The sequence below is a fragment of the Fulvivirga sp. AWR4_260 genome, assembly GCF_056158185.1.
Genome location: NZ_JBSWSU010000015.1, coordinates 534,407 through 559,922, shown reverse-complemented (window position 1 = coordinate 559,922; position 25,516 = coordinate 534,407). Strand labels below are relative to the sequence as shown.

At 37.4% G+C, this 25,516-nt stretch carries 20 protein-coding genes and 2 tRNA genes; 10 read left to right on the top strand and 12 right to left on the bottom strand.

All coding sequences use genetic code 11. The annotated features are described in order from the left end of the window. Nucleotides 1-149 precede the first annotated feature (149 nt). Nucleotides 150-222, bottom strand: a tRNA-Lys gene (locus ACXACQ_RS08875). 167 nt (nucleotides 223-389) lie between these two features. Next, nucleotides 390-462: transfer RNA gene (locus ACXACQ_RS08870), tRNA-Lys, on the bottom strand. Nucleotides 463-666: 204 nt separating this feature from the next. Here ACXACQ_RS08870 and ACXACQ_RS08865 point away from each other — a divergent pair. Beyond that, entirely contained in the window at nucleotides 667-1,395 is a 729-nt protein-coding gene (locus ACXACQ_RS08865) for a hypothetical protein (protein ID WP_474975578.1), read from the top strand. Between the two features lies 1 nt (nucleotide 1,396). Here ACXACQ_RS08865 and ACXACQ_RS08860 read toward each other — a convergent pair whose 3' ends face one another. Next, a complete protein-coding gene (locus tag ACXACQ_RS08860) occupies nucleotides 1,397-4,072 on the bottom strand; it encodes a T9SS type B sorting domain-containing protein (protein ID WP_474975577.1) in 2,676 nt (891 codons plus the stop codon). A gap of 41 nt (nucleotides 4,073-4,113) precedes the next feature. On the opposite strand from ACXACQ_RS08860, the gene rlmD reads away from it, so the two are divergent. Beyond that, on the top strand, nucleotides 4,114-5,535 hold the full coding sequence (gene rlmD, locus ACXACQ_RS08855) for a 23S rRNA (uracil(1939)-C(5))-methyltransferase RlmD (RefSeq protein WP_474975576.1): 1,422 nt from the start codon (nucleotides 4,114-4,116) through the stop codon (nucleotides 5,533-5,535). Nucleotides 5,536-5,603: 68 nt separating this feature from the next. On the opposite strand, the gene ACXACQ_RS08850 is transcribed toward rlmD, so the two are convergent. After that, nucleotides 5,604-6,143: a DUF1697 domain-containing protein gene (locus tag ACXACQ_RS08850; protein ID WP_474975575.1), complete on the bottom strand. Its 540-nt coding sequence runs from the start codon at nucleotides 6,141-6,143 to the stop codon at nucleotides 5,604-5,606. 90 nt (nucleotides 6,144-6,233) lie between these two features. Next, nucleotides 6,234-8,843, bottom strand: a complete 2,610-nt coding sequence (gene clpB / locus ACXACQ_RS08845; protein WP_474975574.1) for an ATP-dependent chaperone ClpB — start codon at nucleotides 8,841-8,843, stop codon at nucleotides 6,234-6,236. A 233-nt stretch (nucleotides 8,844-9,076) separates the two neighbouring features. Between clpB and rlmN the strand changes: the two genes are divergently transcribed. Continuing rightward, nucleotides 9,077-10,120, top strand: a complete 1,044-nt coding sequence (gene rlmN / locus ACXACQ_RS08840) for a dual-specificity RNA methyltransferase RlmN (RefSeq protein WP_474975573.1) — start codon at nucleotides 9,077-9,079, stop codon at nucleotides 10,118-10,120. 51 nt (nucleotides 10,121-10,171) lie between these two features. On the opposite strand, the gene ACXACQ_RS08835 is transcribed toward rlmN, so the two are convergent. The 4 genes from ACXACQ_RS08835 to ACXACQ_RS08820 are packed head-to-tail and all read right to left on the bottom strand — an operon-like array spanning nucleotide 10,172 to nucleotide 14,147. Next, a complete protein-coding gene (locus tag ACXACQ_RS08835; protein WP_474975572.1) occupies nucleotides 10,172-11,107 on the bottom strand; it encodes a rhomboid family intramembrane serine protease in 936 nt (311 codons plus the stop codon). A 3-nt stretch (nucleotides 11,108-11,110) separates the two neighbouring features. After that, nucleotides 11,111-11,905 (bottom strand): rhomboid family intramembrane serine protease, encoded by a 795-nt coding sequence (locus tag ACXACQ_RS08830; protein ID WP_474975571.1) that lies wholly within the window; start codon nucleotides 11,903-11,905, stop codon nucleotides 11,111-11,113. A gap of 7 nt (nucleotides 11,906-11,912) precedes the next feature. Further along, the gene (gene mutL / locus ACXACQ_RS08825; RefSeq protein WP_474975570.1) at nucleotides 11,913-13,781 is read right to left on the bottom strand and encodes a DNA mismatch repair endonuclease MutL; all 1,869 of its coding nucleotides are present in this window, start codon (nucleotides 13,779-13,781) and stop codon (nucleotides 11,913-11,915) included. A gap of 15 nt (nucleotides 13,782-13,796) precedes the next feature. Further along, entirely contained in the window at nucleotides 13,797-14,147 is a 351-nt protein-coding gene (locus ACXACQ_RS08820) for a hypothetical protein (RefSeq protein ID WP_474975569.1), read from the bottom strand. Nucleotides 14,148-14,269: 122 nt separating this feature from the next. Between ACXACQ_RS08820 and ACXACQ_RS08815 the strand changes: the two genes are divergently transcribed. From ACXACQ_RS08815 to ACXACQ_RS08805, 3 genes are all read left to right on the top strand, one after another. Further along, nucleotides 14,270-17,182, top strand: a complete 2,913-nt coding sequence (locus ACXACQ_RS08815; RefSeq protein WP_474975568.1) for a glycoside hydrolase family 3 N-terminal domain-containing protein — start codon at nucleotides 14,270-14,272, stop codon at nucleotides 17,180-17,182. Nucleotides 17,183-17,197: 15 nt separating this feature from the next. Further along, nucleotides 17,198-18,340 (top strand): N-acetyl-alpha-D-glucosaminyl L-malate synthase BshA, encoded by a 1,143-nt coding sequence (gene bshA, locus ACXACQ_RS08810; protein ID WP_474975567.1) that lies wholly within the window; start codon nucleotides 17,198-17,200, stop codon nucleotides 18,338-18,340. Nucleotides 18,341-18,411: 71 nt separating this feature from the next. Continuing rightward, nucleotides 18,412-19,026: a sterol desaturase family protein gene (locus tag ACXACQ_RS08805; protein WP_474975566.1), complete on the top strand. Its 615-nt coding sequence runs from the start codon at nucleotides 18,412-18,414 to the stop codon at nucleotides 19,024-19,026. Nucleotides 19,027-19,166: 140 nt separating this feature from the next. Here ACXACQ_RS08805 and mdh read toward each other — a convergent pair whose 3' ends face one another. From mdh to tilS, 3 genes are all read right to left on the bottom strand, one after another. Further along, nucleotides 19,167-20,099 carry a malate dehydrogenase gene (mdh, locus tag ACXACQ_RS08800; protein WP_474975565.1) on the bottom strand — a complete coding sequence of 311 codons (933 nt, stop codon included), beginning with the start codon at nucleotides 20,097-20,099 and terminating at the stop codon, nucleotides 19,167-19,169. Between the two features lie 102 nt (nucleotides 20,100-20,201). Next, nucleotides 20,202-20,621, bottom strand: a complete 420-nt coding sequence (locus ACXACQ_RS08795) for a Crp/Fnr family transcriptional regulator (RefSeq protein WP_474975564.1) — start codon at nucleotides 20,619-20,621, stop codon at nucleotides 20,202-20,204. A gap of 91 nt (nucleotides 20,622-20,712) precedes the next feature. Further along, a complete protein-coding gene (gene tilS, locus ACXACQ_RS08790; RefSeq protein WP_474975563.1) occupies nucleotides 20,713-22,038 on the bottom strand; it encodes a tRNA lysidine(34) synthetase TilS in 1,326 nt (441 codons plus the stop codon). A 47-nt stretch (nucleotides 22,039-22,085) separates the two neighbouring features. Here tilS and ACXACQ_RS08785 point away from each other — a divergent pair, with 47 nt between their 5' ends. From ACXACQ_RS08785 to ACXACQ_RS08770, 4 genes are all read left to right on the top strand, one after another. Further along, nucleotides 22,086-23,720 (top strand): OstA-like protein, encoded by a 1,635-nt coding sequence (locus tag ACXACQ_RS08785; RefSeq protein WP_474975562.1) that lies wholly within the window; start codon nucleotides 22,086-22,088, stop codon nucleotides 23,718-23,720. A 116-nt stretch (nucleotides 23,721-23,836) separates the two neighbouring features. Continuing rightward, complete coding sequence (locus tag ACXACQ_RS08780; protein WP_474975561.1) at nucleotides 23,837-24,253, top strand: T9SS type A sorting domain-containing protein; 417 nt, start codon at nucleotides 23,837-23,839, stop codon at nucleotides 24,251-24,253. Nucleotides 24,254-24,358: 105 nt separating this feature from the next. Further along, nucleotides 24,359-25,174 carry an outer membrane protein assembly factor BamD gene (locus tag ACXACQ_RS08775; protein WP_474975560.1) on the top strand — a complete coding sequence of 272 codons (816 nt, stop codon included), beginning with the start codon at nucleotides 24,359-24,361 and terminating at the stop codon, nucleotides 25,172-25,174. A gap of 21 nt (nucleotides 25,175-25,195) precedes the next feature. Beyond that, entirely contained in the window at nucleotides 25,196-25,516 is a 321-nt protein-coding gene (locus ACXACQ_RS08770; RefSeq protein ID WP_474975559.1) for a DNA-directed RNA polymerase subunit omega, read from the top strand.

The window sequence follows — 25,516 nt, the reverse complement described above, 5'->3', positions numbered from 1 at the left end:
AGACATACAAACTTTGAAACACCCGAAGAAATTTGGAAAGAAGCAAAAGAGATAAGTAAATCTAAAATAGATTCATATCAAATAATTAGAAACAAAAAAAGCCACATAAAATATGTGGCTTTCTGCTTTTGACCTGTTGTCATTACTTGTGATCCCGCTGGGGCTCGAACCCAGGACCCTCTCCTTAAAAGGGAGATGCTCTACCAACTGAGCTACGGAATCATCCTTTAAAGAAGACTACTTGATACTTGATAGCCTCTTTGTTAATGGGAGTGCAAATGTAAGAACTTTATTTTAAGTTCCAAAATTTAAGTAGAAAATATTTTTTCTTCTTAACCATTCACTCGTTCAATACATAAAAAAACCTGAGCTTTCTCAGGTTAAGTACGTGATCCCGCTGGGGCTCGAACCCAGGACCCTCTCCTTAAAAGGGAGATGCTCTACCAACTGAGCTACGGAATCTTACCATAAGAGCTGCTTCGTTTAGCCCTCTTTTTTAATGGAGATGCAAAACTAATATAAGATTTCTTTTTCACAAACATTCCCACAATAAATTATTAAGTTTTTTTTTTCAAAATCATATCAACATAACAATGAACCGCCATTTGTTCGTTTAATAAACATTACGATTTTATATTTGCACGAATTAATATAATAGGTATCTGTATGAGAAAAATACTCATTGCTTCTATTGCGCTTTTTTCATTTACCCTATGCAATGCCCAGCAACAGGTTAATAACATACTTACTGAGGCAGATTCATTATTTGCTTCGAAGAAGTTTACCGAATCATTTCAACTATATGAGCAGTTATTACATGTTGAGAAGCAAGCTTCTCCCGCCATGCTACTGCGCATGTCATATATAAAAGAAGGATTAGGAGACTACAGCAAAGCACTCTACTACCTCAACCTCTACTATCTATATACATCAGATAAAACTGCATTGCGCAAAATGGAAGAACTAGCTGAAAGCAAAAAGCTGGAAGGCTATGCATTCAATGATCTAGCCTTCGTAAAAGCTATTTTCTTCAAATACTTTAATCATATAGTATACTCCTTGTTGGCACTTTCTATTTTGATGCTAGCTATTATGTTTCATCAAAAATACAGAAAACACACTAAGCCTATCGCCAGCGGCTTTGGAGCATTAATAATCTTAGCTCTATTGTTTTACACTTTAAACTTCGGAAGGAGTTACAACAAAGGAATTGTAATAAAAAGAAACACTTACCTTATGAAAGGTCCTTCTGCTGGCGCAGATGTTATCGCCATTATAGAAAAGGGACATAGACTCCCCATTAATAACACTGAAGACGTTTGGACCACCACAGAGTGGCAAGGGCAAAAAGCATATATCAAAAGTGACAAACTAATGCCTGTTACTTTTTACTGATCTAAAAAATCAATGTAAGTGACCCGCGGTATTTCCGATTAGAGTATTGAATATAATAATAGTAAATTCCTGCGGGCATATCTTCTCCATACCATTTAAAATCCCTATCATCACTCTCATAAACCTCTTTTCCCCACCTGTTTAAAATCACCACTTTCTCAAAACTACCCGCACAGTTATCTATAGGCAGAATATTCTGCAACTCACCAGTTTCGGTATCTAAAGAATACATCCCAAAAAATTCATTATGCGTATCCTTATTAGGCGTAAATATATTTGGAGGTATAAAAAGCTCTTCTCTATTATCAATATCTTTTACATGCACTTTAAGCCACAGTGTATCCGTTAAGTCAGGAGTGGCACACGGCCTATCCGACAATAAAAAAGGCAAATCATATGTCTTAGAGGCCGCACCCTCTAAGCTAGAACAATCAGGCACCCAACTGAATATTGATTGAACAGTACCAAATCCCTCTACAGCTTCAAAGCTATAACCTAACGCATCTTTAAATTCGCTACTAAGAGACAGATTAATGAGGTCTCCATCATTATCGTTTCCTGTTAGCTTCACCACTACCTCATCACCCACAATCACACTAAGACTATCACTTTCTAGAACTTGCTCAGCCCCAACATGGGCAAATAAAACAGGAGCCTCATTAGGTGGCGGAACCAATTTAAAATCAACAGTAATGGTATCTGCATTGGTAATCTCACACTTATCGAAGTCCTCAACCATAAAATATACTCGCAACGAATCCCTTTCCACCAGATTAAAATCATCACATTGAAAATCCCAATTGAATCGAGTATGCACCTCACTACTTTGACTACCTCCTTGATCAGTAACACTGTTAAATCCAATAGAATAATCACTGAAATCAAAATCTACACCTTCAGCAAAAAGCGTTATTAAATCACCATCAAGATCTTCCCCGTCCAAGTCAAAACTAAAAGATTCATCTAAAGCTATCTCTTTGTAATAGTAATGATCCACATCGGGCAATTCATCACTATTAATTTCAGGCTCGGTATTTGGCGGAAGTATCACTTTCAACTTAAGTAAAAGCTCAGCAGGGTCATCATACTCGCACTGATCCTCATCTTCTAAATATATTTTAATTTCAAATTCTGTTTTACCATCAAAGCTTATCTGCTGGCAGTCATAATTCCATTGCAGCCATTCTTCAATGGTTCCTGATGCATTCCTTTGCGATACAACTGACATCCCATACTCACTCATATCAAAACCAACAGGCTCATAATCTATGCTCATCATTTCATTATCCGCATCCCTCCCCAGCAACTCCACTATTTTCAGTCCACCACTTTTCTCTGTCACCACTACTTCTCTCTCAGATGCATTATCATAATCACTATCAATATCTTCCTTATGCTCTAAGACAGGTACATTATTATCAGGTGGCGTTATTTGAATAGTCATTGTAAGCGTATCTTGCAACGGCTGCGGGCATGTATTATCCTTACCTATAAAACTCACCTTAAAAGGAAGATCTCCCTCCGGAGGACAATCAGTAAAACAAACCTCTACCTTCACCTCATCCTTAGAAGGCGAAGTACTTAGTATATTAAAGGTGAAATTATCTTCTTCATAACCTACCGGTTCCACATCAAAATCCACCTGCTTACCACTATTATCTTTTACCGTAAAGTCCACACATTTAGACTGATTATCTGCATCAAAGTATAAAACCTGTCCTTCTTGATAAGTAGAACCATCTTTCAACTGTACCTGCAATTGCGGAGGCACCCCAGCATCCTGACAATCTACCACTACCATTTGAAAATCTCTCCTTACCTCTCCTATTTTCTGGCCATTCCTATACTCACTGCATTTAACTGCAAAAACAAAAAGCCCTACCTCCGTAGGCGTCACTTTCAACCTTCCATTTTTATCAATAGTAAGATCAGGGTTACCATGAAGTATATCATTTAAACTATACCCACCTTCCCACTGAACACCTGGATATGGCGCCTTTGATGGTGGCTGTGGATGCGGAGTGGCCGATGGAGTATTTAAGGGAGTTACTATTTCATAAGCCAATGAATCTCCATCTACATCAGTTCCTCCAAAATCAGCGTAAAAACTTCTATTGATACAGGCGTAATCACTCAATGGAGGAAATAACTGAGGGGAATTATTAACAAAACGCTGCCCATTTTTTTTGAGCGGAGGTATTTCTAAATAAAAAGTCTGGCCAGAGCCAATACCTCCTGTATCAGGATTTTCAGAAACTATATTCTGTATAGTATAATTTCTACAGCATCGTTGCCAAACAATATAATAACCTTGCGGATCGGCATAGCTATCCATATTTAACGACACCAGACTAGAAAACACCATTCTTGTGGTATTAACAACAGCATCATTTTGACAAGCAGGCTGGCTATATTGCACTTTACTTTCTGTCTGATATGGCAAAGTAATACTGGTCATAGCCTGATTATCACTCTTACGATAAATCCAAGCAACAGGTGTAGGACTGTACTTAGCGCCTTGGTTACCATTAATCTCATCAAAGTAAATAATGAGGTTGAGTCGGTAATAATTTTCAGACACATGACTGAATTCAAATTCTCCCCCTACGATATGCGAAGCAAAAGAACTAACTTTGCAAATCAATATAATGAGTAGAGTTAAATGAACTTTGCGCATAAGGTTTAAGTATACAGTAGCCTAAGTGTAGTATATATTATATGAAGATAAAAAATAAAGTTTTAAAAGACATAGAAATAGAAGGTATTGCAGCGGAAGGAAAATGCATAGCCAGATACGAGGGACAAGCGATTTTTGTAACAGGTGTAGCACCAGGAGATATTGCGGACATAAAAGTAATAAGGAAGAAAAAGTCTTTTCTAGAAGCAATACCTGTAAAAATCTCACAATATTCTGACAAAAGAAACGAACCATTCTGCGAGCATTTTGGAACTTGTGGCGGGTGCAAATGGCAACATATACAATACGATACTCAAATACACTATAAGCACCAGCAAGTAGTTGACAACCTGCAAAGACTCGCAAAAGTGCCGTTTCCTGAGCCCAGTTACATTGACGCTTCAAGTGAAACTACATACTACAGAAATAAACTGGAGTTTACGTTTTCTAACAAAAAATGGCTAACGCGCGAAGAAATAGAAAGTGCAGACACTGATATAGATAAAGATGCTTTAGGGTTTCACATACCTGGAAGGTTTGACAAAATTTTAGACATCAACCATTGTTACTTACAACCAGAGCCTTCTAACAAAATAAGGCTAGCAGTAAAAGAAGCAGCCAAGACAAACAACATCCCTTTCTTTGATTTGATAGCTCAAACGGGATATCTCCGCAACCTAATTATAAGAAACACCATTGCCGGAGAAGTAATGGTAATATTGCAAGTAGCAGGTAATGAACCTACTTGGCTTCACCTCATTCTAGATCATTTAAAAGAAACCTTCACCGAGATCACCTCACTAAACTATGTGATCAACCAGAAAAGAAATGAGACTTTTAATGACTTAGAGGTAGTTACATATCATGGTGAGCCATACATTACTGAGCACATGCCTCTACCTGACAAGCCTGCAGAAAGCGTAAGTTTCAGGATAGGACCTAAATCCTTCTTTCAGACTAATGCCAAACAAGCAGAATTACTTTACCGCAGGGCATTTGAAATGGCCAACCTAACAGGCGATGAATTAGTATATGACCTATACACAGGCACAGGCACCATTGCTAATTATGTGGCTCACAAAGCAAAAAAAGTTATAGGCATAGAGTATGTAGAAGCAGCTATCGAAGATGCCAAAATCAACTCACAGATCAATAACATTGAGAATACCTTATTCTATGCTGGTGACATGAAAGACATGCTCACCAATGAGTTTATAGACCAGCATGGCAGACCGGAGGTAGTGATTACCGACCCTCCAAGAGCAGGCATGCACCCTGATGTTTGCGATGTATTACTCAATACCGCAGCAAAAAAGATAGTGTACATCAGTTGTAACCCTGCCACACAAGCCAGAGACATTGCACTGCTAGACAGTAAATACAAAGTAACAGCAGTTCAGCCTGTTGACATGTTCCCTCATACGCACCATGTTGAAAACATTGTCACCCTTGAGTTGAAATAATACCGAACACATAAAAAAAGCCTGCAACGTAAAATACGTGCAGGCTTTTATATTATTTATGCTGTCAACTACAGCATTTCCTTCAATTTTAATACCGTTTTCCAATTACGGGTAGTTGCTGGCACCTTAAATTTCTTCTCAAAAAATAAGTTTTGCAGTTTCGTATCACTGTACTTACCTGAGCAATACACAAAAATATCTTTACCAACCAATTCAAACCGATCATCTCCAGAATCAATCATTTCGCTCACCTCTGCCGCACTTACTTCGGTCTTATACTTTAAAAAAGTAACATGCAAGCGTTCTAAATCACTAGAATCATTTTTTAAAAATGGATTAACCGTCAATAAACTCTCCCACTCCTCCGCAGACCTCACTACCACTGGCACATCAAGATTGAATTGCTCTGCTATTGCCTTCTCCAGCTTTTCTGCTAAAGTCAAATCCTCCACAGCTTCTTTCACATCAAAAACCACATTTCCACTCTGAATGTAGGTCTTCACATGAGCAAACCCCAAACTTTCAAACAGCGATTTCAAGTCTGCCATTAATATTTTGCGCTTGCCGCCTACATTTATCCCCCTTAAAATTGCAATGTGTTTTTTCATGTCTGTTAAATGAAGTAGGTACAAAAAAAGTGATCCCGGGCACCACCCCGGGATCTGTTCAACCTAAACCCAAATACCAACTTCACATACCTAAACTTTAATTTCGTCAAGATTTATAAATTCGATGTTTCCATCCTCATTTATATCAACGGCCACTAGGGCATCTTTATTGATTGTTCCTGCCAATATTTCTTTCGACAACTGATTGAGTATTTCCCTCTGAATCACCCTCTTAAGCGGCCTAGCTCCAAACTGAGGATCAAACCCTATTTGCGCCAGATGATCCAAGGCCTTATCAGAAACTTCTATTCTAACACCAGCCTCATCTAATCGTTGTTTTATCAATTTAAATTGTATATCTACAATCTTTCTAATATCTGCTCTGGACAACGGCCTAAACATAATGGTTTCATCCACTCTATTTAGAAACTCAGGCCTCACCGACTTTTTCAATAGCTCAAATACCTCATTTTTGGTATTTTCAATCACCTCTTCAAGGTTGCCATCCGTTAAGTTCTCAAACCGCTCCTGAATAATACCTGAACCAATGTTAGTAGTCATAATGATAATCGTGTTTTTAAAATTAGCCACACGACCTTTATTATCAGTAAGCCTACCATCATCAAGCACCTGAAGCAATATATTAAATACATCAGGGTGAGCTTTTTCTATCTCATCAAGAAGAATCACACTATATGGTTTCCTTCTCACAGCCTCTGTCAATTGTCCACCTTCATCATACCCTACATACCCCGGAGGCGCTCCTACCAACCTACTCACGGCATGTCTTTCTTGATATTCAGACATGTCAATTCTCACCATGGCATTTTCATCATTAAACAAATACTCTGCCAATGCCTTTGACAACTCCGTTTTACCCACACCTGTGGTACCCAGAAAGATAAAAGAACCTATAGGCCGTTTCGGATCTTGCAGTCCTGCTCTACTTCTTCTTACCGCATCAGACAATGCCTGAATGGCTTCCCCTTGCCCTGCAACTCGTTTACCAAGCTCCTTCTCCAAATATAGTAATTTTTTTCGTTCACTTTGCAACATTTTGGAAACAGGTATGCCGGTCCATCGCGCCACAACCTCAGCAATATCCTCATTATCAACCTCTTCCTTCATTAAACCACCACCCTTAATTTCAGACATTTTTTTCTGATAATCTTCTAATTGCTGTTTTGCTTCCACAAGTTTACCATACCTAATCTCCGCTACCTTTCCGAAGTCACCAGACTTTTCTGCTTGCTCAGCTTCAAACTTCAACTTATCAATGGCCTCTTTCTGCTCTCTAATACCTTGTACTACAGCCTTTTCATTTTCCCACTTCGCCTTAAGATCATTCCTACTTTCTGTAAAGTCAGCTATTTCTTTAGTCAATACTCTTTCTTTCTCTACATCTTTCTCCCTCTTAATAGCCTCACGCTCTATCTCCAGCTGCATAATTTTTCTATTAAGCTCATCCAGCTCTTCCGGCATTGAATCCATTTCCAACCTAAGCTTAGAAGCGGCCTCATCCATTAAATCAATGGCCTTATCGGGCAAATGCCTATCAGATATATACCTATTGGACAATTCTACTGCTGCAATAACAGCATCATCTTTAATTCTAACCCCATGATGCAGCTCATACTTATCCTTAATACCTCTTAAAATAGAAATAGCATCTTGAGGAGATGGCTCATCAACCATTACAGATTGGAACCTGCGTTCCAAAGCCTTATCCTTCTCTACATACTTTTGGTATTCCTTTAAAGTAGTAGCTCCTATTGCATGAAGTTCACCTCTAGCCAAAGCAGGTTTTAATAAGTTAGCTGCGTCCATTGCACCTTCACCTCCACCACCTGCACCTATAAGAGTATGAATCTCATCAATGAAAAGGATAATCTCACCATTAGAATCGGTCACCTCTTTAATCACAGCCTTAAGTCGCTCTTCAAACTCACCTTTATACTTAGCGCCAGCCACCAAAAGCCCCATATCCAGTGAAATAATCACTTTACTTTTAAGGTTTTCAGGCACATCTCCATCTACAATACGCTGCGCCATTCCTTCCACTATAGCTGTTTTTCCAACCCCTGGCTCTCCCAATAAAATAGGATTGTTCTTTGTCCTTCGTGATAAAATTTGCAATACCCTTCTAATCTCTTCATCTCTACCAATAACAGGGTCTATTTTACCAGCCTTAGCCTGCTCATTCAAATTAATAGAATAGCGCTCCAGTGATTTATATTTTGATTCTGCATTTTGATCAGTCACCTTACTACCACCTCTCAACTCCTTAATTCCAGCAACCAAAGTTTTCCTTTCAAAGCCTACATCTTTCAGCAACCTAGCCACCTTTTCTTTACCTTCTAGCACACCTAAAATAATATGCTCTACAGCTATATATTCATCATCAAACTGCTTCAATTCCTTTTCTGCCTGCTGCAATACCGATGCGGCATCGTTAGATAAGTATGGCTGCTGCCCACTTACTTTAGGGTAACCACTCACAATTTCATCCAGTTTATTTTCCAGATGCAACCTATTCACATTCAGCTTTTTAATTAAAAATGAAATTACATTTTCATCTGAAGCTAAAATAGCCTTTAGCAAGTGACCAGGCTCAATAGCCTGCTGCCCGTTGCCAGTAGCAACCTCCGCAGCCTTCTGAATCACCTCCTGTGATTTAATTGTATATTTATCGAAATTCATATTCAGTAGTTTCTTTTATAGTCTCGACAGATGTTAATCAAATATATAGCCACTTACTATAATTGAAATAAATCGGAAATAATGTCTTAAGATCGAGCCTATTTTACCAAATCAAAGACAATATGTCATTATTTTGAGCTGAATTACGACATTTCTTCCTTAAATCATCAAATGCCACATTCACTTTTTCTTAAGCTGAAAAAGATCAAAATCATTTATCTATCTTTGCAATTATGTTAGCACAAGGGGAGAAAAGAGACATCAGGCAATTAAGCCTAGAAGACATTAAAACGTATTTCACCAGCATAGGCGAGAAAGCATTTAGAGCAAAGCAGGTGCACGAATGGCTATGGAAAAAATCAGCGAAAGATTTTGACCAAATGACCAACATATCACTACCTACCAGAGAAAAACTAAAAACTGACTTTGTCATTAACCACATTGCTGTGGATGAAATGCAAAAAAGTAGCGATGGTACCATTAAAAATGCAGTAAAACTTTACGATGGAAAGATTGTAGAATCTGTCCTCATCCCCACAGATACCAGAATCACAGCCTGTATTTCCTCTCAGGTAGGCTGCAGCCTTGACTGTAACTTCTGTGCTACTGCCAGGCTAAAAAGGATGCGTAACCTGAACGCTGATGAAATATATGATCAAGTAGTGGCCATTAAAGATCAAAGCGAGCAATTTATGAACAGGCCATTGACCAACATTGTGTTAATGGGCATGGGAGAACCATTATTAAATTACGCTAATGTAATAGAGGCCATTGAAAAAATCACTAAACCTGAAGGCTTAGGAATGTCGCCAAAGAGAATTACATTATCTACAGTGGGGATTCCAAAAATGATCATTAAAATGGCTGATGATGATGTAAAATTCAATTTAGCCGTATCACTCCATAGCGCCATTAACGAAACCAGATCTAAGTTAATGCCCATTAATGATGTTAATAAGCTGGAGGACTTAGCAGAATCTTTACGATACTGGTACTACAAGACTAAGAAAAAAGTCACCTATGAGTATGTAATTTGGCGCGGCATTAATGATAAAGAAGAAGATGTTGATGCACTGGTGAAATTCTGCAAAATCATCCCCTGTAAAGTAAACCTTATTGAATACAATCCAATAGATGATGGAGAATATCAACAAGCCTCTGAAGAGGCACTTGAGCTCTACCAACAAAAGCTTAAAGCTGCCGACATTATAGTTAATGTTAGAAGAAGCAGAGGCAAAGACATAGATGCCGCTTGCGGTCAATTAGCCAATAAATAAAAAAAAGGAGCCTAGAGCTCCTTTTTTTATTTATCTTTCATCATCTAATAACTAGCTTTTACTAGCATTAAAAAGCTTTTGTTTCTCCTCTTTACTTAGGCTTTCATATCCCCTTTCAGAGATCTTATCCAAAATAGCATCTATCTCCTCTTGGTCTGTTTTCGTTTGTGCTGCCGAAGGTGTTACATTAATAGTAGACTTTTTTGATGAAGAAGCGGCTTTAGCTTTTCGCTTATAACTCACTTTTATTTTAGGATTACTACTAAATATCCTCTTAAAAAATCTAACTATAGCCAAAATCCAAGTCCCCCAATCATGCCCTTTTTGCAGCTGTTTAATATAAACCCAACCCATAAATGCACCTCCGATATGAGCTACATTACCACCTGCATTACTTCCTACAGAACCTAAAATGGACAAGCCAATATAAAATGCAGCGATATATTTGATTTTTACTGGACCTATAAACATTAAGTTGAAAGAATAATTGGGCAACAAAGTAGCCGCTGCCACCACCACAGCATATACTGCCGCTGATGCACCCACCATGCCAGATATACCCGATCTTTCTATATAATATGGCACAAAATTGTAGGCCAATAAATAAAATATAGCTCCAGAAATGGCACCTATAACATATATGCTAATGACTCTATCACTTCCCAGATACTCCACCACTAGCCTTGCAAACCAGTAAAATGCCAGCATATTGAATAGTATATGAAAAATACTACTTAAATCATGTGCAAATGCATAAGTAATAATAGTCCAGGGTCGCGTGATGAAATCAGCGAATATTGGTGGTATGCTAAATTGCTCATAAACCACCCCGAAAATTATAGGCAAGTTAGATAGCGCTGCCACAAGCCTTAATATTGCAAGGAAAGCAAATACCGCAACATTTATCAGTATAAGCTGTATATGAGCATTATTAGGCCTGTTAAAGGCATTTTTAAACTCACCGAATACGCCTCCGTTATTATACATCTATTAATAAAATTTATCTCTGTCTCCCTTCCAGATTTTAATCATTATGAAAGCAAAAATCATCCCTCCTAAGTGTGCAAAATGAGCTACATTATCGCCAGGATTTCTACTTAACCCTGAATATAAGGCTATACCCCCTAAAATCAACACTAAATACTTCGCTTTTATCGGCACAGGAGGAATCAACAACATCATCTTAGTATTAGGAAATAATAAACCAAAGGCCATCAATATACCATATACCGCACCTGAGGCGCCTAACATTTTACTTCCTTCTAATATGCTAGAATATGTATTTTTTACAATCTCTTTACTTTGTTTAATATAGTATTCATTGTTTTCATCTTTCGAAAACTCATTAGCAAAGTCATTCACCTTACTATTAAAATACATACTGTTCTCATCCACAAACCTCATAAAATTATCAGGAGTAGGACTAAGCACATAATCCGTTACTTCGCTTTTTAGCTGCTCTGACCTATAATATTCTATACCAGAATACAGTACACCTGCGCCAATACCTGTAACCATATAAAATATTAGAAAGCGCTTTGGCCCCCAAAACTGCTCTAGCAGTGGCCCGAGAAAATACAACCCCATCATATTAAACAGAATATGAAAAAAAGTAGCATGGGCAAACATGTATGAAAAGAACTGATATGGCCTAAAGCTGGGTGAATTGACCATCCAAAGCGATATATACTCTGTAATATGGTATTCGCTCAGCAAATTTTGCAAAATGAATACTACTATATTAATAATGAGCAAATTTTTAACAACTGGTGTTATACGCTGCATAAATTTCTTATCTATTAAAAAAAGTTTCTATTCTATTTAAATCCAAAATATGGAAAGTTGTTTGCCCATTAGGCGCATAATTTGGATTAGAACAAGCAAATAGCTGATCTATTAGCCCTGTCATCTCTTCTTCACTAAGTCGCGCCCCTCTTTTTATGGCAGTACGCCTAGCCAGAGCTCTGGCAAGATTCTCCCTTCTTGGTATCGACAATTCAGACTTATTCTTTTTAAACTGCTCCAGCAATCCTTCAAAAATCTCACGCTCGCTAGCATTACCGATATCTGTTGGCAAACCTTTAATTATAATATCATGAGCACCAAAAGGCTCTATTAAAAATCCCAACGCACGCATCTCCTCCTGCATATCCATAACGAGAGAGTGATCGCCAGGGTTTAAAGAAACTGTTTGCGGAAATAACGACTGCTGCGATGCCCCAGAATGATTGCTTAGATTATTCAAATATTTCTCAAACAAAATACGCTCATGGGCACTTTGCTGATCCACAATCATCATCCCCGATTTTACCTGAATAAGTATATATTGATTATGAAGTTGAAATATAGCTTTCCCCCTCTCTTCAGCGGGCTTCACCCCTACATCTTGCTCCGTATTAAGCTTACTATCAAAAGTTAACGTTAAGCTTTCCTCTTCAGCATCCCTTTCAACTTCTACAAAAGGGCGTTTACCTTCATGCTCTTGACTGAAAAGCTTTTCCCAATTATCTCTATTTGCCTTCTCTCTAGGTGAAGCAGTAAGTGGAGTAGATTTAAATTGAGTATAATTTTTTTCTTGTATCGAGGTAGTTTCTCTCGATTCTTTAGGAGCATCAAAAGCTAGTTTAGTACCCAGATTGATGTCTGCAGAAAAATCTATAGTTGGAGTGAAATTATGCGTAGCCAAAGCTTGCTTTACCGCAGCTCTAACTATAGCATAAACGGTCCGTTCATCATCAAATTTTATTTCTGTTTTGGTAGGATGCACATTCACATCCACATGTACCGGATCTGTTTCTATAAATAGCACATAAAAAGGAAAGCTACTATCGGGCAGTAAGCCTTCATAGGCATTCATCACTGCATGGTTCAGGTAATTACTTTTTATAAATCTATCGTTTACAAAAAAGAATTGCTCGCCTCTAGTCTTTTTAGCAAACTCAGGCTTGCCAATATAACCATGTATAGTAATATCAGCCATCTCCTCTGAACAAGCAGCCAGTTGCTCTCTATAATTCTTCCCAAACAACCCTACTATGCGCTGGCTAAGCTTACCCGAAGGTAAATTATACATTTCCAGGTCATTATTAAATAGAGAAAACTTAATCTCAGGATGCGCTAAGGCCACTCTTTGAAACTCCTCTACTATATGTTTCATTTCCACGCCATTAGACTTCAAAAAGTTTCTTCTGGCGGGCACATTATAAAACAAGTTTTTAATGCAAATAGAGGTACCCTTTTCACAAGCTACAGGCTCTTGTCTTTTAATATCAGATGCCTCCACTACAATCATTGTTCCTAGTTCAGCATCTTCTTGTTTCGTTTTTATCTCCACTTGAGCTACCGCAGCAATAGAAGCAAGCGCTTCGCCACGAAATCCCATGGTACGTATAGAAAAAAGGTCTTCTGATTTTGTAATCTTCGAAGTAGCATGGCGCTCGAGGCTCATGCGAGCATCCGTTTCTGACATGCCCTTACCATTATCCATGACTTGCATCATGGTCTTTCCGGCATCCTTCACAATCAAACTTATATCATCTGCTCCGGCATCAATAGAATTCTCTAGTAATTCTTTTATGGCAGATGCCGGACGCTGTACTACCTCACCTGCAGCTATTTGGTTGGCTAATGAGTCAGGAAGTAGGCGTATAATGTCGGGCATTTATCTTATTTAGCTTTATATAATTCTCTTTATTCTCAAGTACAAAAGTACAGAAGATACTAGAAGAAAAATATATAATGCGATATTTCCATAATACCAATAGCCAGCAAGCCCCGCAGAAATGAGCACTACGATGATTAATTGCATAAAATTAACCGCAGCTTTTTTTGGTCTGCGAGAAGCAAAAGCCCCATTGATGCGAGATCTACTATACCCTTCATTAAACTCCAATCCTTCATCAGCATCTAGCACTCCTTTTATCCGTGCAGTGCGTGCTTCTACCTCTTCTTTTACCGGATCGTAATGACGAGGAACTATGTGAAATCGTTGATACTTTGGAGTTTTAAACAAAAATGAGAATTTCATAAATATTTTTTTAGTACATAATCCGTTTACATAAAAAAGGACACATGTTGACTATTATTCATATCTTAGTAGTAACACAAAATTAATTTTTTAAACGTTTAAATCATAAAGGTAACGGCTGCATGTTCAAAAAAGTTTTTGGCGCCATTTTCATATTATCAATATCGCTAACACACTCATTTTCACAAGACAAAAAACAAGAAAAATGGGTAGACAGCGTATATCATAAATTAAGTAACGAAGCTCGCATAGGCCAGCTTTTTACTGTACCTGTATATTCGCATGCTTCAGCAAAAGAGCTACAGAAAACAGAAGCATTAATTAAAGAATATCACATCGGAGGCCTCATTTTTATGCAGGGCTCTCCCGTTAAACAAATAAAAATCACCAACAGGCTTCAATGCCTTTCCAAAACGCCATTACTTATTGGAATGGATATGGAATGGGGAGCAGGCATGAGGTTGGATAGCACCTTGTCCTTTCCTAGGGCCATGGCATTAGGGGCAATAAATGATGATAGTCTCGTTTATGAAATGGCAGCAGAAATAGCACGTGAAATGAAAATTTTAGGTGTACATATGAATTTCGCTCCTGTAGCAGACATCAACACCAACCCTCTAAACCCTGTTATTGGAACACGATCATTCGGAAGTAATAAAGAAATTGTAGCCAATAAAGCCATTGCTTATATGCGCGGACTGCAGGAAAATGGAGTATTGGCATGCGCAAAGCATTTTCCTGGCCACGGTGACACAAAAACTGACTCTCATATAGGGTTACCAAAAATTAATAGTTCTTCTGAAAGGCTAGACACTCTAGAACTTTATCCCTTCAAAAAACTAATGCAAGCTGGTGTTTCCAGTATTATGGCTGCTCATATTTATGTACCCGACATAGACAGCAAGAAAAACACTCCTGCCTCACTTTCAGAGAAAGCAATTCATGATATTTTAAGAGAAAAATATGACTACAAGGGTTTAATTATCACTGATGCCCTTAATATGAAGGCCATCACCAACAACTATAGTAATGGTGAAGCTGAAGTAGAAGCGCTTAAAGCTGGAAATGATGTATTGCTTTTTTCTAATGACATACCTCTTGCCTTTAATGCTATAAAATATGCTTTAAAGAAAAGAAAAATAGATAAAGACCAATTAGAAACAAGCGTTAAACGAATACTCAGAGCGAAATACAAAGCAGGACTTAACAACGCCTGGCAACCGTTAAATACAGAGAACATTTCGCTTAAGCTCCATGAACCAAGAGCCAGAGCACTCCAAAACGAATTATATGAAAAATCTGTAACCGTAATAAACAACCCTAATGAACGATTACCGATTAAGACATTAGACAACGAATCTTTTGCCTCGCTTAGCATTGGCAATACAGGCATATTTGTTGATTATCTAGAGAAATACGCTCCTTTCAGCAATTACAATTTCGAAAGTGCTAATGAAGAAATACTTTACAAAGAGCTAAAAAACTATAGTTCCATTGTAATAGGCATTGCAGATATAATCCCTTCAAAAGAAAGATACAATGTACCTGCAAAAGCCTTGAGCCTAATCAAAAGACTGAGCAAAACTACTAAAGTCACAATATGCCTTTTAGGCTCTCCGTATGCGGCATCATTATTCACTAATGAAAGCCCTATCATCTGTTCATATGAGAATAATAACCTTACACAGAAGATTATTCCCTCTGCCTTATTCGGAGCAATTGCTACCAGTGGTCGAATTCCAGTAACCATTAATAAATTTAAACAAGGCACTGTCAATGCTACGCAAGCACTAGGACGGTTAAGCTTTGCCTCTCCTTACGAAGTAGGCATGGATGAAGATGCTTTAAAAAGAATAGATGAAATTGTATCAGAAGCCATAAAAGATCAGGCAACTCCTGGCTGCCAAATAGTAGTAGCACGCAAGGGCAAGGTAATATTGGAAAAAGGCTATGGGTACTACACCTATGACAGCCTACAGCCAGTTTCTCCATCCACCATTTATGATATTGCTTCCGTAACCAAGGTAATGGCCAGCATGCAGGCATTTACCTTCCTAGTAGAAAGGGGCATGATTGATTTAGACAAAAAGGCCTCAGTTTACCTACCTGATTTAAAAGGCACCAACAAAGAAAATATGATATGGCGAGACATATTAACTCACCAAGCAGGATTATGGCCATATCTTCCTTTCTGGAAAGAAACATTAGAAGACTCTCATTACATAAGAAAGTACTACAATAACAGTCCTACGAGCGAGTTCAACTTTCAAGTATCAGACGGACTATACACATCTGAAGTAATGCAAGACAGCCTATGGCAATGGATAAAAGAGGCACGAGTAAGAGACAAAGCTCCAAATACTCCATACGACTATAAGTACAGTGACATGGGCTACTACATACTAAAAAGAGCAGTGGAGCAAATATTAAATCAGCCATTAGATGAATTCCTCCATCAGAACTTTTACGAACCAATGGGACTGACTACTACCGGGTACCTTCCTCTTTGTCATTTTCCACTTTCAAGAATAGCCCCTACAGAAAATGACCAAGACTTTAGACATACATTAGTTTATGGCATGGTACATGACCAAGGCGCGGCATTATCTGGTGGAATAGCTGGACACGCTGGCCTGTTTAGTAATGCATTAGACCTAGCAAAGATGCTTCAAATGCACTTACAAGACGGACAATATGGTGGCACTCAATATTTTCAGCCGGGTACTATCAAAACTTTTACAAGCCAACAATATAAAACAAATAGACGAGGCATTGGCTGGGATAAACCCTTGCAAGGAAAATGGTACGGTCCCACCTCCCAATGGGCATCTCCACAAACCTTTGGCCACACAGGTTTTACGGGCACCGCCATTTGGGCTGACCCTGAATTTGATTTGATATTCATATTTTTATCAAACAGAATTAACCCTGACGCAAATAATTCTAAACTAATTAAAAACAATATCCGTACAAGAATTCAGGACGTGATATACGAAGCCATGTGGAAGTACAATGAAAACCACTATGCGTATTAATAACATATTTATCCAATGAAAATAGGAATTGTATGCTACCCAACATTTGGAGGTAGCGGTGTGGTAGCAACGGAATTAGGAAAAGCTCTAGCCAAATCTGGACATCAGATTCACTTTATTACTTATTCGCAACCCACTAGACTGGATTTTTTCAATGCCAACTTATTTTATCATGAAGTAGACATCAGATCTTATCCTTTGTTTCAATACCCTCCTTATGAACTGGCTCTGGCTAGCAAATTGGTAGATGTGGTAAAATACGAAAAGCTAGACCTCCTTCATGTACACTATGCCATTCCACACGCTTCTAGCGCTTACATGGCAAAGCAAATTTTAAAAACTGAAGGCATACACATACCCGTGGTTACTACACTTCACGGAACCGACATCACACTAGTAGGCAAAGATGCATCTTATGCTCCGGTAGTAACTTTCAGCATTAATGAATCTGATGCTGTTACTGCTGTGTCTGAAGATTTGAAAAAAGACACCTACGAACACTTTAAAATCAACAATGCCATAGAAGTAATTCCTAACTTCATTGACCTTAATAGATTTAAGAAACAAAAGAAAGAACATTTTAAGCTAGCCATATGCCCTAACAATGAGCCACTGATTGTTCATACCTCTAATTTCAGAAAAGTGAAGCGGGTGAACGATGTGGTTAAAATATTTAAAAATGTTAGAGCTAAAATACCCGCAAAACTATTGCTAGTAGGCGATGGCCCCGAAAGAAATAACATAGAAGCACTTTGCCGTCAGCTCGGCATTTCTGAAGACGTAAGATTTTTGGGTAAGCTTGAAGCCGTAGAAGAAGTACTTTCTGTAGCGGACCTTTTCATTATGCCGTCAGAAAAAGAGAGTTTTGGTTTGGCAGCCTTAGAAGCCATGGCCTGCGAGGTACCTATTATCTCTACCAATGCCGGAGGACTACCTGAGCTAAACATTCAGGGAGAAACTGGGTTTTTAAGTAAAGTAGGTGATATTGAAGACATGACAAAAAATGCCTTGTATATACTAGACAACAAGCACCTCAATAGTTTCAAAGAAAAAGCATTACAAAGGGCTAAAACATTTGACATCACAACGGTAATGCCGCTCTATGAAAATATATACACCAAAGTTTTAGAAAAACAGAAATTGAACAGCACCATTTAATTAGAATAATTTTCTGATAAATGCTGTTAAAAAAACTATGCATCCACTAATTTTGTAAAAAATAAGCAGATATGGCGGAAACAACAAAAGCAAGCGATACTAAAATTCTATCAAAAAACCCTTTCATTGAAAGGTTAACAAGAACTCATATATCTATTCCCATTACGTTATTTGCCATATACTCTGGCGGATTATTGTATTGGAGTATAGCCAATACTCATTTATCAGTAAGTACTACTACATCTTTATTTTTCACAGGTATTCTAGTATTCACACTTGTTGAATACCTCATGCACAGGTACCTTTTCCATATGCGTACTTATACCGAGTTAAGAAGAAAAATTCAGTACCTTACTCATGGAGTGCACCATGACTATCCAAAAGATAAAGATAGACTAGCCATGCCGCCATTAGCTAGTTTAACTATAGCCACTACCCTATTATTTTTATTACGCTTGATAATGGGTGATTTTGTTTTTGGGTTTTTACCTGGTTTTTTAATCGGTTATGCAGGCTACTTATTTGTACACTTTATTGTACATGCATTTCAGCCTCCTAAAAACACATTTAAAACATTGTGGGTGCATCACGCCATCCACCATTATAAAGATCCCGAAAGAGCATTTGGAGTATCATCTCCTTTATGGGATTATATTTTCGGAACAATGCCTAAGAGGTCAAAATAAAATATCATTTAATCATAAATAAAAAACTCTGCTAAAAGTACAGCAGAGTTTTTTTTATGCCTAAAATTTCAGCCTGTTAATAAAAAAGCCCATCAGTAATAACTGATAGGCTTAATATTGTAACTAAATCAAAAGGTTAATTAACCATTCAATTTATCTAAAACCTCCATTACTTCAGTAACGTGTTTTCTTGAAGTCTCTAATAAAGCTTTTTCCTCATCATTGAGATCTAGCTCTATAATTTTCTCAATACCGTTTTTACCTAACACTACAGGCACGCCTAAGTAGCAGTTATCGATACCGTATTCACCTTCTAATTTCACACATACAGGGAATACTCTTTTCTGATCTTTAACGATAGCTTCTGCCATTTGAGCTGCTGCAGAACCTGGCGCATACCAAGCTGAAGTACCCATAAGCTTCACTAGCTCTCCACCACCAGACTGAGTTCTTTTAATGATAGCATCTAATTTATCTGCATCAATAAGCTCAGTTACAGGAATACCACCTACAGTAGTATATCTTGGAAGTGGCACCATAGTATCACCATGTCCACCCATTAATACTGCCTGAATATCTTTAGGAGATACATCTAAAGCCTCAGCTAAGAATGCTCTGTAACGTGCAGTATCAAGGATACCAGCCATACCCATCACTTTAGTTCTAGGTAATTTTGAAGAAAGGTGAGCCTGATAAGTCATTACATCAAGAGGATTAGAAACGATGATAATGATAGCATCAGGTGAATGTTGAATTACATTTTCAGTAACTGACTTTACAATGCCCGCGTTGGTCTCGATAAGATCATCGCGAGTCATTCCAGGTTTTCTTGGTAAACCTGAAGTAATTACTACTACATCAGAACCAGCAGTTTTAGTATAATCATTTGTAGAACCAATAGTTCTTGTATCGTACAAGTTAATAGGTGCCTTTTGGAAAATATCTAGTGCTTTTCCTTCAGCAACTCCTTCTTTAATATCTACAAGAACTACTTCATTAGCAATTTCTCTGTAAGCTAGCACGTCTGCGCATGTAGCACCTACGTTACCGGCTCCAACTACTGTTATTTTCATAATTTTTATATGTAAATGATTGAATGAATTGTTTAAGTATGTTGAACAAAACTAACCAATCCGACACAATTCACTAAGCATACAAACAATTAAATTAGGGCTTTAACCCCTATAAACCTGACTTAAATTAAAGAAACCTAGAGACGATTTATAAGTCTTAAACAAACTAGAATTGTATTCATTGTATATTTCCGCTATAGTCTCCAACATCAATGCTTTTATTTTAATGTTATTTTCAAAAATATCGAAAATGTTATCTTGAGGAATAACATAAAACTCAGCCTTCTCTGAACTTACAAAAGCATTCAAAAGCCTCTTAGTATTTCTTAAAAGACAGCTCTCACCTAAGGCCACTCCTGCAGAAACAGTATTCAAGGCTTCAAATTTATCATTCACCTCTATAGTAAGACTTACCTCTCCCTTTTTTATCAGGTAAAGAGCATGACTGGGATCACCTCTAAAAAAAACAACTTCATTTTGCTCATATTTCCTTTCATGCATATATGGCAAAAACAAAGACATCTGTTTGTAATTCAGACTAGAAAACAATTTAATTTTTGACAAAAACAAAAATAAATCATGCTCCTCAGGAGTAAATGTTTTTTTAAAGGGGTTAACCATGGCTAGCTATTACAAGGTTATATATTTCTTTGGTATGAGCCGTAACTTTAAATCTATTGTCTACCCTATGCCCAATCACCCACACCACATCATTTTCCGACATTAGTAAATAGACACGTTCTTTCAAGTTTAAAGGAATTTTCTCATCTATCATAAAATCGCTCAGCTTTTTTTTACCCTTCATTCCCAGAGGAATAAAGCTATCACCTTGCTGCCATTTACGAATTTTTAAGGGAAACTTAAGCTTATCAAAATCAATACTTACCGCTGTCTTTTCTTTTAAAATACCCTGATGCGGCAATGAAGTATAAAGCTTTAGTTTACCCCCTGCATAAGTAGCATTTACATCATCTATTTCAATAAGAATCTCTTCATTTGCCTGCTCACTAACAGCACTTATTATCACCACTTCACGGTCAATATTGAGGCAATAACTCTTTGAATAAAACACCTTCCCTACCTCAGTACCTTTAAGTGCTTGCTGAATATCTAGCACCTGAGTGTAGTTAAAGCCAAATGGCTTCAATAGCTCTTCAATAATTATACTCTCTTCAATTTTGGCAAACCACTTTTTCTCCAAGTACACATCATCTCCATCCTGTTTAAGCTTAGCCTTATATTTCTCCACCTCCCTCCTCAAAATGGACTCCGCCTCTCTTAAACGCTGCTGAGTATGCTTAAAGGTGTTTTCCAACCCATAATTGATCTGTTTCAGTTCTGGCACCACATTGTTTCTGATCCTGTTTCGCATATAATCTACTGAAACATTAGTGCTATCCTCTCTCCATCGTATCCCTTCATTTTCTGCATATGCTTTTACTTCAGTTTTAGTAAAACATAACATGGGCCGTATAACTCTTTTGTTTTTCACCGAAATACCACGTACCCCACTAATACCCGTACCTCTCACCAAATTATAGATGGAGGTCTCTAAGCTATCGTTTAAATGATGCGCGGTCGCTATGCAAGTATAATCGTGAGTCTCTGCCAACTCATAAAACCAAGCATAGCGCAATGTACGAGCTGCCATTTCTATAGACACCCCATGCTGATCGGCATAATTTTTGGTATCAAAAGATTTCACATAACACTTATGCCCAATGCTTTCAGCCCATTGTTTTACAAATTTTTCATCACCATCAGATTCATCTCCTCGCAAATTAAAATTACAATGCGCCACCGAAAAACTAAAGCCACAGGCTTTAAACAGCGATGCCAACACCATAGAATCAACGCCACCACTCACTGTAACCAGAATTTCATCTCCTGTATTACACAATACATTTTGCTCAATAAACTCTAAAAATCGCTTAACCATCGGCACTGCTCAGTTTTTTAATTAATTTTACGGCTCTAATGAAAAACATGATCAAATTTATCCTAAAAATAGCACTAATCCTTATTGTAGGGATTTTTACATCTTTCTCTGCCTCGGCTCAGAAAAAAGTAAAATTAAAGAAAGCCAACAGCCTTCTTGCAGGTTCTAAAGACGGAGAAAATTTTCAACGCTTTGTTGGAGATGTAGTATTCGAACAAAATGAAACCACCATCTACAGTGACTCCGCTCATTTCTTTGGAAAGAGAAACTACATAGAAGCATTTGGACATGTAAAAATCACTGAGGGCGATTCTATTGTTATTACGTCCAAAAGCTTAATTTATGAAGGAGATAAGAAAGAAGCCAAACTAAGGGATAATGTTGTTTTTGTTAAAAAAGGACAAGTAACACTTTACACAGATTACTTAGATTATTATCGGTTAAGGCAAGAAGCTCAGTACTATAATGGTGGTAAATTAGTAGATAGCACCAATGTACTAACAAGTAAAAAAGGATATTATCAGGTAAACACTAACATGGCCTCGTTTAAATCAGATGTAGTAGCCACCAACCCTGATTACACATTAAAATCAGATACATTACAATATAACACAAAAACCAATATTGTGTATTTCCGAGATCAGACAGAGATTGTGGATGTAGAAGGAAATATATTTAACTATAAAGAAGGCCAATACGACACAAAGATAAAGCGATCTGACCTGAACATAGGAGAAGTAGAAACCCCTGAATACTTCTTGAAAGGTGATAATCTCAATTTAGATGACTTACGAAAATACTACCGAGCCACGGGCAATGTAGAGTTAAAATCAAAAACACAGAACCTGATTATAACAGGAGATAAAGGCTTTTACAAAAAGCAACAAGGCATTTCGAAGGTATTTGGCCATGCTGTAATGAAAAAGATAATGCAGCAAGACACACTCTATCTCACAGCAGACACCCTTGTGGCAATAGAAAACGAAGACCCGGCAAAAAAGAGACTCCTAGCCTACAACAATGTAAAAATCTTTAAATCAGACCTTCAGGGTAAGGCTGATTCACTAGCTTATTTCACGTCTGATTCTACCATATATTTTTACACTGACCCTGTATTATGGTCTAACTCATCACAAATGACTGCTGACTCCATTAATATTGAAATTGCGAATGGCACCATCAACAAAATGAATATGACTAACAATTCATTTGTAATTTCTGAAGACAGCATTATGAACTATAATCAGGTTAAAGGGCTAGACATGGTGGCTTACTTTAAAGAAGGCAATATCAGTAAAGTAGATGTTAATGGCAATGCCGAAAGTCTATTCTTTGCATTAAATGACACCGAAACGGCCCTAGTAGGCATGAACAAGATCACTTGCAGCTACATGATCATTTACTTTAAAGAAAACAAAGTAGATAACCTCACTTCGTACGTTAAACCAGAGGCTTCCTTTATTCCTCCTCACGAATTAAAAGCTCCACAAACAAAGCTCAAGAGCTTTAAATGGCGCATAGAGGAGAAGCCAGAGAAAGAAGAAGTAGTAAATGGAATAACGCAAGAAAAAGACTCTAATGACACTAAAGCTGAGGAAACTGATGATGATGAAATCATAAAATCACCTGCTGGCGTTAATATTATCAATAAGAAAAAGTTAAAGAGAAGTAAGGAAAAATAAAAGATTGATTTTATTGTAATTGTCCAATAGCGTAATTTTGCCTCGTGTTTTTAAATATAAATTCATATATTGAAGCACAAATAGACCTAACCTATACCTTATTAATACTGACCTAAATGAAGGCTTTACTTTCAGTAGCTATTTTACTTTTATCAATATGCATTTCTAAAAATGCTACTGCAAATTTTATGGCATATACTTTAGGGGAAAACCATCCTCCCTTAAGGATCTCCGTTAACAGCAATCAAGAACCAAAAGTAATTTTCAGTTCTTCATCTTTTATCTTAAAAGAGGTATACCCTAACCCAATAAATGATTTTGCCATATTTCATTACAACATCATTAACCAAAACACTTCCGCCAAATTGGTTATACATAATGTGCTGGGAACTATTGTGAGCGAACACACGCTACCAGTTATGGAAACCCGATTTAAAATAGATACAGAATCATTTAACTCGGGAGTTTACTTCTATACTTTGTACATAAACGGTGAAGGAGTATTAACTCACAAGCTAATTATCAGAAAATAATAGTGTTAGTATAGACCACAATAACAAAAACTACGTTATTAAAGGCAATTCTATAAACATAGCAATATTGCTTATTATTAATTACTAACCTATATTTGCACCCTTATGTTGAAACGGGTATTTTTTAAGCATCTGCTGCTATTCATAATTTTTGTGGCATTACTGACTTCGTGTAGTAAGTTCAGAAAAATAGAAAAAAGTGAAGACTGGAAAGTGAAGTATGAAGCAGCGTTAAAGTATTATGAAAATAAAGACTACTACAGGTCAGGAACCTTATTTGAGCAAATACTGCCAATAGTAAGAGGACTCCCTGAAGGAGAAAAAGTGCAATTTTACTTTGCATACTGCCAGTATTATGAAAAATACTATTTGTTGGCAGCACACCATTTCAAGGTGTTTTTCCAAACATATGCTCGCAGTGAATTTGCACAAGAAGCTCAGTATATGCACGCTTACTCTCTATATGCTAACTCTCCGGCCTATAACCTAGACCAAACGAGTAGTAAAGAGGCGGTAACTGCAATGCAGACTTTCATAAACAAATACCCTACCTCTGAGTTTAGAGATGATGCTACGGCAGTAATTGATGACATACAGAGAAAGTTAGAGAAAAAAGGTTACGAAAACGCTAAGTTGTATTATAAATTAGACAGATATAAAGCAGCTGTTGTAGCATTTGATTCATTCAGAAATGATTTCCCTGACTCTCAGTACAACGAAGAGGTGTCATTTTTGAAATTTATGGCCGAATTTAATTTGGCAGAAAAAAGTATCCGCTCTAAACAATTAGAGCGATACCAAGCAGCAAATGAGTACTATTTAGAGTTCTTAGACAGCTACCCTAATAGTGAGTTCATAAAAGACGCTGAAAAAAGGTATGCCGACAGCCTTGAAAAAGTTGGCGAATTGGCAAAAAAATAAATTAACTTAATTAATAACATTATGGCTATTCAAGCATCTATTGTTACAAGAGATATGGACAAACTTGCTGCTCCTACCGGCAATGTTTATGAGAGTGTGGCAATTATTTCTAAAAGGGCAAGACAGATTGCAGTAAATGTAAAAGAAGAGCTCAACAACAAATTGGCTGAATTTGCCTCTACTGTAGATAACCTTGAAGAAATTTTCGAAAACAGAGAGCAGATTGAGATTTCTAAGTTCTACGAAAGAATGCCGAAGTCTACTAACGTAGCTATTGAAGAATTTATTGAAGGTAAAGTAACATTCCGCAGACCTGAAGCTGATGGCGGATTAAACTTATAA

Bases quoted from the DNA above. Each gene is read 5' to 3' on its own strand.
- rlmN (WP_474975573.1), top strand. From the start codon at position 9,077: ATGTTAGCACAAGGGGAGAAAAGAGACATCAGGCAATTAAGCCTAGAA.
- ACXACQ_RS08805 (WP_474975566.1), top strand. From the start codon at position 18,412: ATGGCGGAAACAACAAAAGCAAGCGATACTAAAATTCTATCAAAAAAC.
- ACXACQ_RS08775 (WP_474975560.1), top strand. From the start codon at position 24,359: ATGTTGAAACGGGTATTTTTTAAGCATCTGCTGCTATTCATAATTTTT.
- ACXACQ_RS08820 (WP_474975569.1), bottom strand. From the start codon at position 14,147: ATGAAATTCTCATTTTTGTTTAAAACTCCAAAGTATCAACGATTTCAC.
- ACXACQ_RS08860 (WP_474975577.1), bottom strand. From the start codon at position 4,072: ATGCGCAAAGTTCATTTAACTCTACTCATTATATTGATTTGCAAAGTT.
- ACXACQ_RS08785 (WP_474975562.1), top strand. From the start codon at position 22,086: ATGATCAAATTTATCCTAAAAATAGCACTAATCCTTATTGTAGGGATT.
- ACXACQ_RS08850 (WP_474975575.1), bottom strand. From the start codon at position 6,143: ATGAAAAAACACATTGCAATTTTAAGGGGGATAAATGTAGGCGGCAAG.
- tilS (WP_474975563.1), bottom strand. From the start codon at position 22,038: ATGGTTAAGCGATTTTTAGAGTTTATTGAGCAAAATGTATTGTGTAAT.
- ACXACQ_RS08780 (WP_474975561.1), top strand. From the start codon at position 23,837: ATGAAGGCTTTACTTTCAGTAGCTATTTTACTTTTATCAATATGCATT.
- rlmD (WP_474975576.1), top strand. From the start codon at position 4,114: ATGAAGATAAAAAATAAAGTTTTAAAAGACATAGAAATAGAAGGTATT.
- ACXACQ_RS08835 (WP_474975572.1), bottom strand. From the start codon at position 11,107: ATGTATAATAACGGAGGCGTATTCGGTGAGTTTAAAAATGCCTTTAAC.
- clpB (WP_474975574.1), bottom strand. From the start codon at position 8,843: ATGAATTTCGATAAATATACAATTAAATCACAGGAGGTGATTCAGAAG.
- mutL (WP_474975570.1), bottom strand. From the start codon at position 13,781: ATGCCCGACATTATACGCCTACTTCCTGACTCATTAGCCAACCAAATA.
- bshA (WP_474975567.1), top strand. From the start codon at position 17,198: ATGAAAATAGGAATTGTATGCTACCCAACATTTGGAGGTAGCGGTGTG.
- ACXACQ_RS08795 (WP_474975564.1), bottom strand. From the start codon at position 20,621: ATGTCTTTGTTTTTGCCATATATGCATGAAAGGAAATATGAGCAAAAT.
- ACXACQ_RS08865 (WP_474975578.1), top strand. From the start codon at position 667: ATGAGAAAAATACTCATTGCTTCTATTGCGCTTTTTTCATTTACCCTA.
- ACXACQ_RS08815 (WP_474975568.1), top strand. From the start codon at position 14,270: ATGTTCAAAAAAGTTTTTGGCGCCATTTTCATATTATCAATATCGCTA.
- ACXACQ_RS08830 (WP_474975571.1), bottom strand. From the start codon at position 11,905: ATGCAGCGTATAACACCAGTTGTTAAAAATTTGCTCATTATTAATATA.
- mdh (WP_474975565.1), bottom strand. From the start codon at position 20,099: ATGAAAATAACAGTAGTTGGAGCCGGTAACGTAGGTGCTACATGCGCA.
- ACXACQ_RS08770 (WP_474975559.1), top strand. From the start codon at position 25,196: ATGGCTATTCAAGCATCTATTGTTACAAGAGATATGGACAAACTTGCT.